11 protein-coding genes are annotated in these 12,700 nt (G+C 39.0%); 7 read left to right on the plus strand and 4 right to left on the minus strand.

Going from position 1 to position 12,700, the window contains the following annotated elements:
• Positions 1-1,217 (minus strand): amidohydrolase (locus AC1DPQ_RS04665; protein ID WP_477608154.1); only part of this gene is annotated, 1,217 nt, incomplete at its 3' end.
• Between the two features lie 239 nt (positions 1,218-1,456).
• Positions 1,457-1,969 carry a hypothetical protein gene (locus tag AC1DPQ_RS04670; protein WP_477579363.1) on the minus strand — a complete coding sequence of 171 codons (513 nt, stop codon included), beginning with the start codon at positions 1,967-1,969 and terminating at the stop codon, positions 1,457-1,459.
• Between the two features lie 153 nt (positions 1,970-2,122).
• On the opposite strand from AC1DPQ_RS04670, the gene pgi reads away from it, so the two are divergent.
• The 7 genes from pgi to AC1DPQ_RS04705 all read left to right on the plus strand — a co-directional run bounded on the left by pgi (position 2,123) and on the right by AC1DPQ_RS04705 (position 10,247).
• Positions 2,123-3,769, plus strand: a complete 1,647-nt coding sequence (gene pgi, locus AC1DPQ_RS04675; RefSeq protein ID WP_477608156.1) for a glucose-6-phosphate isomerase — start codon at positions 2,123-2,125, stop codon at positions 3,767-3,769.
• Positions 3,770-4,024: 255 nt separating this feature from the next.
• A complete protein-coding gene (locus AC1DPQ_RS04680) occupies positions 4,025-5,338 on the plus strand; it encodes a M16 family metallopeptidase (RefSeq protein ID WP_477579366.1) in 1,314 nt (437 codons plus the stop codon).
• A gap of 33 nt (positions 5,339-5,371) precedes the next feature.
• Positions 5,372-7,450 carry a M16 family metallopeptidase gene (locus AC1DPQ_RS04685; RefSeq protein ID WP_477608158.1) on the plus strand — a complete coding sequence of 693 codons (2,079 nt, stop codon included), beginning with the start codon at positions 5,372-5,374 and terminating at the stop codon, positions 7,448-7,450.
• A 384-nt stretch (positions 7,451-7,834) separates the two neighbouring features.
• Positions 7,835-8,203 (plus strand): hypothetical protein, encoded by a 369-nt coding sequence (locus AC1DPQ_RS04690; RefSeq protein WP_477579370.1) that lies wholly within the window; start codon positions 7,835-7,837, stop codon positions 8,201-8,203.
• Between the two features lie 59 nt (positions 8,204-8,262).
• Positions 8,263-8,805 (plus strand): YceI family protein, encoded by a 543-nt coding sequence (locus AC1DPQ_RS04695; RefSeq protein WP_029278693.1) that lies wholly within the window; start codon positions 8,263-8,265, stop codon positions 8,803-8,805.
• A 6-nt stretch (positions 8,806-8,811) separates the two neighbouring features.
• Positions 8,812-9,759 (plus strand): DUF5777 family beta-barrel protein, encoded by a 948-nt coding sequence (locus AC1DPQ_RS04700; RefSeq protein WP_477608160.1) that lies wholly within the window; start codon positions 8,812-8,814, stop codon positions 9,757-9,759.
• Positions 9,760-9,794: 35 nt separating this feature from the next.
• Positions 9,795-10,247 carry a QcrA and Rieske domain-containing protein gene (locus tag AC1DPQ_RS04705; RefSeq protein ID WP_477608162.1) on the plus strand — a complete coding sequence of 151 codons (453 nt, stop codon included), beginning with the start codon at positions 9,795-9,797 and terminating at the stop codon, positions 10,245-10,247.
• Positions 10,248-10,308: 61 nt separating this feature from the next.
• Here the strand turns inward: AC1DPQ_RS04705 and AC1DPQ_RS04710 are convergent, their stop codons facing one another.
• Together AC1DPQ_RS04710 and AC1DPQ_RS04715 are read right to left on the minus strand one after the other, a co-directional pair.
• Positions 10,309-11,451, minus strand: a complete 1,143-nt coding sequence (locus tag AC1DPQ_RS04710; RefSeq protein ID WP_477579376.1) for an ABC transporter permease — start codon at positions 11,449-11,451, stop codon at positions 10,309-10,311.
• The gene (locus tag AC1DPQ_RS04715; RefSeq protein ID WP_477608164.1) at positions 11,451-12,587 is read right to left on the minus strand and encodes a glycosyltransferase family 2 protein; all 1,137 of its coding nucleotides are present in this window, start codon (positions 12,585-12,587) and stop codon (positions 11,451-11,453) included. The genes AC1DPQ_RS04710 and AC1DPQ_RS04715 overlap by 1 nt, the downstream gene beginning before the upstream one ends.
• Positions 12,588-12,700 lie beyond the last annotated feature (113 nt).

Consider the following 12,700-nt stretch of genomic DNA (forward strand, 5'->3'; position numbering starts at 1 on the left):
GGTGTGTGGTGCGATGCTGCTTTTAAAGGATCTTTACCTTTTGGCATCCCTCCTAAAAACACAAATAAACCTGGTACTTTTTCCTGAAAGAAGGAGAAATCTTCTGCGCCTGTAACTGGTGGTTTTAATTTCACGTGATCCTTACCTGCCGTCGACTCCATGCTTGGCAACATCTTTTCGGTTAGCGCAATATTATTAAAAGTAACCGGATAATGGTTGCTATAGGGGATTTTGRCTTCAGCTGTAGCTCCACCTGCCTCGGCCGTTTTGGTTACAATGGTTTTAATCCTTTCGATAAACATGGCCTCATCTTCCTTACTAAAGTTGCGTACTGTACCTAACATTTCTACCTTTTCGGGAATAATATTCGACCGTACACCGCCATTAATGGCGCCAATGGTAACTACACCCGGGTTTTCGGTCACATTTAAATTCCTACTTACTATCGTTTGCAGGCTATTAATAATCTGGGCCGAAACCACAACCGGATCGATACTGCTCCATGGATAAGCCCCATGTGCCTGGCGGCCGGTAACTGTAATCTTCATATCGTTTACTGCAGCCATTGTACCTCCCGGGCGATAAGTTACATCGCCAACTTCAGTTTGAGAATTGATGTGTAAACCGAAAATCACATCAACTTTAGGGTTTTCGAGTACGCCCTCCTTAATCATTAACGCTGCCCCGCCTTCATCTCCAGCAGGCACACCTTCCTCAGCGGGCTGAAATATAAATTTCACCGTCCCTTGAATATCTTTTTGCATAGAAGCCAGCACTTCCGCTACACCCATTAAAATAGCCACATGACTATCATGTCCACAGGCATGCATTACGCCAACCTCTTGTCCGTTATATTGTGTTTTCACTTTCGAGGCAAATGGAACGTCTACCCGCTCGGTAACAGGCAAACCATCCATATCGGCACGCAAAGCAACTACTGGTCCGGGCTTCCCTCCTTTTAGCACACCAACTACGCCTGTTTTGGCAACGCCTGTTTTTACTTGAATACCTAAAGATTCTAAATGTTTTGCAATAATACCAGCTGTTCTTACTTCAGTATTTCCCAATTCAGGATGTTCGTGAAAATCGCGCCTCCAGGTAATTACTTTTTGTTCGATGGCATCGGCCTTTTTCGAAACCAATGGTCTTAAATCTGATTTTTGGGCGAAAGAATTTAATGCCAGTAGCGAAAAACCAGTCAGGAATATTTTCTTCATAAATGAATTATTTAGTTTAGGTGCCCTAAGCTAAACAATTTTAAGGAGAGATGGGATTTGGTCTTACCTGAACAGATAACAACAGATTTCTGCAGGCATCGACGCAAAGGTTTCCAGAATGGACTTTAGGGTTGTCAACTTTAATGGGCAGGTTTGCTATTAAAAGTTGACAACTCTTCTCAAGTATATATTTTTACAGGTAGATCTGAAGGAAATGAATCCTAAAAATCAGTAAATGCTTAATTAAACATTCCCTTCAGCTTATCCATAATGCCGCCACCTCCCGCTTGGCCGGGCTGCTGCGCCTGCCCACCGCCATTAAACATTCCAATTACATCACTTACGTCAAATTTACCATCATCACCACCCAAACTTCCCAAAACATCTTTAATGTTAAAGGAGCTATCGTTCGGGTCGTTTGTTTTTTGGGTAAACTTGGCAATCAGGCCCGGAATAATGCTTGCTGCCAAAGATTTCGCCGTATCAGCATTAATGCCCAAGCCACTTAATTTATCGATAAAATTCCCCGAAGCCTGCTCAGCAACCTGGGTACCTTCTGCTTTATTACCGTTAAATATATCGGTTAATGCACCAATATTACCTGATGATACCTGATCTTTCAGCGTATCGAAGATAGAACCCGATGCAGCCTGGATTACTGCTTCATTTTGTTCGTTCGGAATGGCAGTGTTGTTTACAACGCTTTCCTGGACGTTTTCACGCACCATTTCATTTAAGTTTTCTAACATCATGTAGAATTTAAGGTTAAAATAATTGATGAACTAACAGGGATGGTGTATTAAAGTTACTATGTTTAATCGACATTAAAAATTCTTATTCATTTAGAACATTAAAAAGACCATTTTAAATTTTTGCTTTATTACTTTTACAAAAAAACAAAGATTATGTTACCTAAAGTAAATTTCACAGAAACTGAGGCCTACAAGTATTTAGCCGATCATTTTATAGATATTAACCAAAAAAGCATTAAAGATCTTTTTGCTGAGGATGCAGATCGTTTCAATAAGTTTTCTGTTTTTTTTGAAGATATTCTACTAGATTATAGCAAGAACCGCATCAGCGATGAAACATTAGCACTATTGATTCAATTGGCCCGTGAGTGTAAATTGGATGAAGCTATAAAATCAATGTACAACGGCGATAAAATTAATGAAACGGAAGACCGTTCGGTACTTCATATTGCCTTACGTAATTTAAGCAATACGCCAATTTTAGTTGACGGTAAAGATGTGATGCCGGAAGTAAATGCAGTACTGGCTAAAATGGAGAAATTCAGCAACAGCATCATTAGCGGCGAATGGAAAGGTTATACAGACAAGGCCATTACTGATGTGGTTAATATTGGTATCGGTGGGTCAGATTTAGGTCCGGTTATGGTTACCGAGGCACTAAAACATTATAAAAACCACTTAAACATTCACTTTGTTTCGAATATTGATGGCACACACATCGCCGAAACATTAGCAGATTTAAATGCCGAGACAACATTATTCTTAGTCGCATCAAAAACTTTTACTACACAAGAAACCATGACGAATGCACACTCTGCACGCTCTTGGTTTTTGGATAAAGGCGGAAAAGAAAGCGATATTGCCAAACACTTTGCCGCATTATCCACCAATGCTAAAGACGTTTCTGCTTTTGGCATCGATACAGAGAACATGTTTGAGTTTKGGGATTGGGTTGGTGGTCGTTATTCTTTATGGAGCGCTATCGGTTTATCCATCTCACTAAGTATAGGCTTCGATAATTTTAAACAATTGTTAGCTGGAGCTCATGCAACTGACAACCACTTTAAAACTGCCGAGTTTGAAAGCAACCTGCCTGTAATTTTAGGTTTGTTAGGCGTTTGGTATATCAATTTCTACAATGCAGAAACACAGGTTATTTTACCTTACGATCAATATATGCACCGTTTTGCTGCTTATTTCCAACAGGGAGATATGGAGAGCAATGGTAAACACGTAGATAGGAACGGTAATGAAGTTGATTATGAGACCGGACCGATTATCTGGGGTGAGCCCGGAACAAATGGCCAGCATGCCTTTTATCAGTTAATCCACCAGGGTACCAGAATTATCCCTGCCGATTTTATTGCTCCGGCACAGAGTTTAAATCCACTAGGCGATCATCATCCAATTTTACTGTCAAACTTCTTTGCACAAACAGAAGCTTTGATGAACGGTAAAACCGAAGAAGAAGTAACCGCTGAGTTAAAGAAAGAAGGCAAATCAGATTCAGAAATTGAAAAAATTGCGCCGTTTAAGGTATTTGAAGGCAATCGCCCAACAAATTCTATCTTATTGAAAAAAGTAACGCCATATACTTTGGGCAGTTTAGTTGCCATTTACGAACATAAAATATTTGTTCAGGGAATTATCTGGAACATCTTTAGTTTCGACCAGTGGGGGGTAGAACTTGGCAAGCAATTGGCCAAAAAAATTCTTCCAGAGCTGGAGGGCAGCGAAAAAATTTCGAGCCACGATAGCTCAACCAACGGCTTAATTAACCAATACAAGGCCTGGAGATAAAATATATTAAAAAAAGCGAGTGTAAATACTCGCTTTTTTTTGTTTAAATCCATAATTTAGGCCATCCTTATTATTCTTCACGCTAGTGAAAAATCCAAATTAACTTATTAATGAAATAGTTGCTCGCTTTCGCCTTTGATTATTTCTAATCATTTAAAAAAACTACTAATGAAACCATCATTAGCATGCTATTCATCATAACAAAAAAACATGCTAATGATAGCTTCATAATCATTAAAAAACAATTATAAACTTATGAAAAAAAGAATTCTTTTTGCTTTGGCCATTTCCGGTCTGTGCTTAAGTGCTTCTGCCCAAAAAGTACAGTTTACGGAATTTGACCTTGACAATGGCCTCCATGTCATTCTACACCAAGACAAAACCGCTCCAGTAGTTGCCGTTTCGGTAATGTATCATGTTGGTTCTAAAGATGAAGAAACCCAGCGTACAGGTTTTGCTCACTTTTTCGAACACTTATTATTCGAAGGTTCGGATAATATCAAAAAAGGTGAATTTATGAAATTAGTGAGTAGTAACGGCGGCCAGAACAATGCCAATACTTCTCAAGACCGTACTTTTTATTATGAACTTTTTCCATCAAACCAATTGGAACTGGGTTTATGGCTGGAAAGCGAAAGAATGTTACACCCGGTAATTAACGAAGGTGGGGTAAAAACACAAAATGAAGTAGTAAAAGAAGAGAAACGTTTACGTATAGACAACTCTCCTTACGGAAAATTTACAGAGAAAATTTTCGCTCATTTGTTTGATGGGCATCCTTACCGTTGGCAGCCAATTGGTTCAATGGAGCACTTAGATGCAGCAAAATTGAGCGAGTTTATTGCTTTCTTTAAAAAGTATTATGTGCCTAACAATGCGGTTTTAACCATTGCCGGCGATTTAGATATAGAGAAGACCAAAGCTTTAGTAAAATCATACTTTGCCGAAGTACCTAAAGGTGCACCAATTGTTCGTCAAGAATTCAAATTACCAGAAATTACCAAAGAAATTATCGATACTGCTTATGATGCCAACATTCAGATCCCGGCCATCTTCGCGGCTTACCGCGTACCGGGAATGAAGAGTAGAGAAAGCAAGGTTTTAGGTATGATCAGCTCTATTTTATCAGAAGGCGGAAGCTCGAGATTAAGCACTAAAATGGTCGATCAAAAGAAAACTGCCCTGCAGGTTGCTGCTTTTAACTATTCGCTTGAAGATTATGGCGCTTATATCACCTTAGCTTTACCCAATAAAAATACACCGCTTAACGATTTATTAAAAGATATTGATGAAGAAGTTTTACGTCTTCAAACCGATTTGATTAGCGAAAGTGATTATAAAAAACTGCAGAATAAATTCGAAAACAACTACGTAAGTGCAAACAGTAAAATGTTGGGTGTTGCCGAAAACCTGGCCGATGGTTATACTTTCCATGATAAGGATACAAACGATATCAATAAGGAATTAGAGGTAATCAGATCAATCACCCGCGAGGAGATCAGAGACGTTGCTAAAAAATACCTGAACAAAAACCAAAGAGTTGTATTGTATTACTTACCTAAGAAATAAGCTGATCGCTTTTTCATTTTAATTATTAAAAACATGAAGAAATTATTCATTATAGCTGCAGTTTCCTTATTGGCTCAAGGTATTTCAGCACAAACAATAGATCGAAGCCACAAACCAAAACCAGGTCCGGCACCCATTATTACCGTTGGCGATCCTGTGATTTATAAATTAGCGAATGGCATAACTGTTTTGGTGGTAGAAAACCATAAACTACCAAAAGTAGCAGCAAGTTATAGTATCGATGCAGGTCCCATTACTGAAGGTGCTAAAGCAGGTGTAGTAGGCTTGATGGGCAGTATGCTGAACGAGGGAACCACAGCTAAAACAAAAGCACAATTTGACGAAGCGGTAGATCAGCTTGGTGCTGATGTAAGTGCAGGGGCATATGGGGGCTCAACTTCTGCTTTAACCCGTTATTTTCCTGAGGCATTTGCTTTAATGGCGGAGAGTATCCGTAAACCTGCTTTTCCTGCAGAATCTTTCGAAAAACTAAAATCGCAAACCATTACTGGATTAAAATCTAACGAAAAAAGTGCAAAAGCCATTTCAGCACGTGTGGTAAATGCATTGGCTTATGGTAAAAACCATCCTTATGGAGAGTTTGAAACGGAGGCTTCTATTACAGGCATTACTTTAGACGATGTAAAAGCAGCTTATAAGAAATACATTACCCCATCTAGAGGTTATTTAACTTTTGTAGGTGATATTAAACCAGAAGCAGCAAAAGCTTTGGCAGAGAAAGCCTTTGGCGATTGGAAAGGAACTGCCTTAACTTTACCAGTACTTACTAAAGTTGCTAATCCTGCCAAAACAGAAGTTGACATCATTAATGTGAGCAATGCTGTTCAATCTGAAATTACAGTTGTGAACTTAATCGACCTGCCAATGAGCAGCCCAGATTATTTCCCGATTTTATTGGCAAACCAGATTTTAGGTGGTGGCTCTGAATCGAGATTATTTGATAACCTCCGCGAGAAACATGGCTTTACTTATGGTGCATATTCAAGCACAGGCTCAGGCCGTTTCCAATCTAAATTTTCGGCCAATGCAGCCGTTAGAAACGAAAAAGTTGACAGTGCAGTGGTGGAATTTTTAAGAGAAATTAACACGATCCGCACTACAAAGGTAACTGCTGATGAATTACAGAACGCGAAAAATCTTTTCAACGGATCGTTTGCATTAGGCTTAGAAAATCCGGCACGAACTGCAGGTTTTGCGAGTAATATCTTAATTAATAACTTACCAAAGGATTTTTACCGCACTTATTTACAAAAGATTAATGCCGTAACAACCGATGATATTTTAAGGGTAACCAAAAAATACTTTAACCACGATAATACTCGCATTGTTATTGTGGGTAAAACTGATGCGTTTGCGGCAGGCTTAACTAAGGTAGGTTTTAAAACACAGGCTTATGATAACTATGCGAATGCGGTTAAAGCAACCGAAGCTACTGCTGTACCAACAGCTGCTCCTGCAGAAATTATCAAAAACTACATTAAAGCCATTGGCGGTGAAGAAGCCATTAAAAAAATTACTTCATTACAGCAAAGTGGCGAAATGGAAATGCAAGGTCAAAAGCTTACGGTTACCATTAAAAACATGGCGCCTAACTTAAGCAGCGTGGAGATTTCTATGGGCGGCCAAACCGTGATGAAACAGGTTTATAATGGCAAAACGGGCTATGCGATGCAAATGGGCCAAAAGGCTGAATTAACTGGCGATGACCTGGCTGAAAAGAAAGATGATAAAGGTTACGGTAGTCAAATTTACTACGCAACTGATGGAACGAAAATTGAAGCGGCCGGAACTGCAAAGGTAGGTACTGCTGATGCATTTAAATTGAATATCATTTCACCATCGGGCAAAAAGAAAACTGAATACTACGATACCAAATCGGGTTTACTTTTAAAAGATGAAAGTACCACGACCAAAGGTGGGGCTGAAATTAGTCAATCTACAGAATATTCGAACTACAAGAAAGTTGGCGATGTATTATTTCCGTTTACCTTAACTCAATCGGCGGCAACCCCACAAGGTTCTCAGGAGTTTTCAGTTGTAATTAAAGACATTAAAATTAATCCTCCATTAAAAGCCGAAGATTTTAATTAGGTTTTAGATACAATTTATCTCGAAATCCGCCCCGATTTAAAATCGGGGCGGATTTTTTTTGTATTTTTTTTTATTGCAGGCAACCAATTGCAAAAAGTGCACGTAACGACTAAGATTTCAATAAAAATTATTTAAAAACCTATGGTTATTACAAAAACAGCGATAGTTTTCAAATAAACAAAACATAAATCTTAAAAAATTCGGATATGGTTGCAAAAAAACAAGTTATCGCAATTATATTTGCGGCATTTCTGATTATGTTATGCCTATCGATAAAAGCAAAAAACAATGCGGCTATTGCCGCAAAAATTTCAATTGCACTGCCCAACAATCAGAGATGATAGAAATGAATCTACCACTAATTTTAATCTTAACTAAATACCTATGAAAAAACAAAATTCAATCTTTTTATTCGCCGCAATTACTGCCCTGCTTTTTGCCTGCTCTAAAAAACAAGCAGAGGAATTAAAACCTGAAACTCCACCACCTACTGGCCCAACAACTGTAACTACAGCAAATGTAACTTACACTAATTTTACCGGAGCATTGTTTCAAACCAAATGTGGAGGTTGCCATGGTGCTAATGGTGGTGCGAAGGGTTTCTGGCTTTTTAATGGCATTTCATCAGCAAAAGAGGTGCGTGTAAACAATGCCATATTTGTTACCAAAACAATGCCTAAAGGCAATAATACCATATCGGAGAGCGATAAGGCACTGTTAAAAGCATGGTTTGATAAAGGTATGCCAGAATAATCAATAAAAATTAACGCTAAATCCAAATGGTTCCACTAAAAATTTAAATAAATACACCAATGCAAAGACTATTTTTCACCTTAATAGCCTTGTTTTTATGCACAGGCGTAAAAGCACAGATATGGGTAAGTAAAAGCGTAAATTCTTCATTTTTTTCTTCGACACCTGTAGAGGATATAGATGCACAGAGCAAAACAGGGGCTTCGGCTCTCAATATCAAAACCAACGATATCATTTTCAAGGTCAACAATACTTCTTATCAGTTTAAGAAAAAACTGATGCAAGAACATTTTAACGAGAATTATATCGAAAGCGACAAATATCCGACTTCAGATTTTAAAGGAAAAATTATAGAACAGATTGATTTTTCGAAACCTGGAACCTATCCGATCACGGTGAAAGGCAATCTACAGATCCATGGGGTTAGCAAAGAATATCAAGCCAAAGGTTCACTGGTGATTACAACTGATGAAATAAAGGCCACTTCAGCTTTTAACGTAAAGCTTGCTGATCACGACATCAAAATCCCAACAATTGTTTTCAAACAAATTGCCGAAACCATACAGGTAAAAATGACGGCTACTTATCAACCTAAAAAATAAAACCTTATGAAATATCATCTAAAATCACTTTTATACTTGTTTGCCCTTTGTTTACCAATAGTTGCTTCTGCACAGGATTCGCTCGAAAATGCATTGCAGATGCCTGTAGAAAAAAAGAATGTAAAGGCCACATTTAAAGCAACCAAACTCATTAACATACAAACCAATGAAACCATTTACAAAAATGAGATGGATTTCAGGGTAGATCACCGGTTTGGAGACATTGCCGGATCTGGTGGCGGAATTAAAAACTTTTTCGGTCTGGATCAATCTACCGACATCCGCATTGGTTTTGAATATGGAATCAGCGATAAACTTTCTGTAGGCTTAGCCAGGGCAAAAGGCGCCGGAGTTGTAACACAATTGTATGAAGGAAACTTAAAATATCGGTTACTGGAACAAACAGATGATGAAAAAGTACCCGTAGCGGTAACATTGTTTGGCAGTACAACCATTGCAGCCGTAAAAGCTTCAACTGATCCGACAGCGGTGAATGCTTACAGCAAATTTCAAGATCGTTTGACCTATGTGGTGCAAGCGGTAATTGCCCGTAAATTTAATTCGAACTTCTCGATGCTGGTCATGCCATCGTACGTACACCGCAACTTTACTGTTTTTGGAGATCAGAACGATATGCTTGCACTGTCTGTTGGTGGGCGTATTAAGATCACTAAACGGATGGCTTTTGTTGCCGATTATACCATTCCATTCAGAGATAAAGATAAAAAAGCCTACCTCGAAAACACCTTGGGAACGCAATATTATAAGACACTTGGTGCCGGACTGGAGTTTGAAACTGGCGGTCATATTTTCCACCTTAATTTCACCAATGCCACGGCCATACAGGAATCGCAATTTATTACCGATACCAATACCTCTTGGCTGAAGGGACAATACCGTTGGGGTTTTAGTATTGCCCGAAGGTTCTCTTTCGATAAGAAGAAAGCAAAGTAGATCAAATTCAACCAAAAATAAAAACCTAAACAATTATGGAACGTAACGAATTTATCAAATCATTGGGGCTGGGTGTTGCCATGGTTTGCACCGGCGCTTGCTTTTCTGCTTGCGGTAAAAAGAGTGATGCCCCAGAACCCGACAAACCTAATGGTGGTGGTGTTCCTTCGGGTACTACCGCAAGTGTGGATCTGAGTACGCAATTACTAACCGTTGGCGCATCTATCACTGTAAACAGCATATTGTTTATTCGTATCGCAACAGCGAATGCCAGCACCTCGTTTGTGGCCACACAAGCAGTTTGCCCACACCAGGGCGGTGCATTGAGTTTTATCCAGGCCAGCAATTACATTCAATGTGGCCTGCATAGTTCGCGTTATACCACTTCGGGTAGCATTTTGGCCCAACCAAATGATGGTGGCACCACGAGTGTGCTAAAAGTTTATCCGCTTACTGYTTCAGGAAACACACTGACTGCCACAGCATAAGTTTTTGTTTTTAAGGGTAAAGCAGTATCATAATTGGTACTGCTTTTTTTTATGACAATGATTAAACAGTTACATTCTGTCCTTTTACATCAAATGCATCGCGTAAGCCTATGGCCAGCACATTAAAGGCATAAACAGTAAACATAATGGCTAAACCGGGCAAAACAGCTAAGTAGGCTGCATCCATAATGATATAACCATAATGTTCTTTAATCATGCTCCCCCAGCTTGGCATAGGTGGTTGAGCGCCAAAGCCTAAAAAGCTTAACCCTGTTTCCAGCAATATGGCTGAGGCAAAATTTGATGAGGCAACAACTAAAATTGGCCCCGCGATGTTCGGTAGTATATGTTTGATAATGGTTCTGCTCGTGCTAAAGCCCAAGGCTCTTGCGGCCTCTACAAATTCGACTTCTTTTAAAGCCATTACCTGCCCGCGTACCAACCTTGCTACATCGACCCAGGTTGATAAGCCTACCGCAATAAAAATCTGCCAAAAACCCTTGCCTAAAGCGAATGATATGGCGATTACCAACAGTAACGAGGGCAGTGACCAAACTACGTTCATAAACCAACTGATGGCTGCGTCTACGCGACCACCAAAATAGCCAGCAATGGCTCCTAAACTCACGCCTATAAAAAGAGAGATGAGCACGGCCATTAAACCTACAGATAACGAAACTCTGATACCTAAAATCAACCGGCTTAATAAATCACGTCCGTAAATATCTGTGCCTAAAATATAAGTCTTTTTATAAATGCTATTTTTTTCAAAAAGCGCCTGCGGGCTCCCTATTTTGGAGGGTACTACGCAAGAAGGGCACAAATCTTTAAGTTCATACTTCGTTTCCCTGGCTTTTTCATCATCACCAATATATTCCTGTACAAAAACATTTTTATCTTTTATCTTGTAAGAAGTAATCGGGATACTTTTAAAAGTTGGTGTTTGCCCGTTTAACATTCTTTCGAAAAAGTTAAGCTTTTCTACTTTCGGGCTCCTACTGATAATTAAAAACGTAAATGTACTTCCGGGTTTCTTTTTGTTTAACTGGAGAATCTGAACGTTCGCATTTGGAGAATCATCAGGCATAATTAAATAACCCAAAATACCCATTACCATCAAAAGTAAAATAAAGACCAATCCGCCGAAGGCAAATTTATTCCGTTTAAACTTTAACCATACTTTTTTTGATGGGCTATTATCCATTATCTAACCATTCTGCCTTTCCAATTGTATTTGCCACTGTTTCCAGCAATGCCGATGTACACCATATAAAGTACGTGCAGTACATTTAAAACCGGGATTAAAATGAGTAAACTGCGCCTTTTTGCAAAGCCAGTTACATCCCATAAAAATAAGGTTTCTAAAATCATTTTAACCAATAGTTGATAAAATGTGATGGTCAAAAAACCCGGAATAAAAAGCCCGGTGATAAAGTTTGCCAGAATAGTGAGGTTAAAGATCCAAATCAGAACCCCTAAAACGATAATGGCCTTATTTTTATAACGGGTACTTTTAGAAGCCCAACGTTTGCGTTGCTGAATAAATGCGCCCAAGGTTTCTTTTGCATGCGTATATACAATGGCTTCTCTATTTTTGAGAAAACCGATCTGATCAGGATACTTGGCAGCAATTTTATGTAATAGTAGCTCATCATCACCTGAAGCCAGGTCATCTATGCCCTGAAAGCCACCAACTTCATAAAAGGTTGTTTTCTCGTAAGCTAAATTTGCTCCGTTACAGGTAGAGGGTTCCTTATTGCCAATAGTAGACGCCCCCAAGCCGATCAGGTATAGAAACTCTAACGACTGCAGGCGCTCAAAGAAACTTTTCTCCTGAAAATAGGCTACTGGAGAGGAGATCATTTTATAATTTTTCTGCTCATATAGGTTTACAATGGTAGCCAGCCAATCTGCGCCCATCCTGCAATCGGCATCAGTAGTGATAATCAGATCGCCAGAACAAGTCCCTATTGCAGTTTGTATAGCCTTTTTTTTGTATGAATTCAGGGCCCTATCTTCATTCAGCTTAATCAGTTTCACATTCCGGTCTGCATAACTTAACACAATTTCTGCCGTACGATCGGTAGAATGGTCATCGATAATAATAATTTCGGTTAAAACCTTAGGGTATCGCTGTGCAACCAGGTCATCAATGGTTTTGGTGATATTAGCTTCCTCATCCCTTGCGGCAACAATGATAGAAACTTTGGTTTGAGGATCGGACTTTTGTGGTGTAAAATAAACCAGGTTATGCCATCCTCTGATAAAATTAAGGACTAAAAAACCATAGATTAAGGTTAAAGCAGCAGATACTAGACTAATTAGATTTAAGATTTCCAAAAAAATTGAGTTTAAAAACGAAATAAGTGCCTAAGATAGCAGGAATTATAATATTTATGAGCCAAATACTTGCAGTACATGCAATAACAGCCACATGTTGATCAGTTACGTGT

Source organism: Pedobacter sp. 01T416_2 (assembly GCF_056398925.1).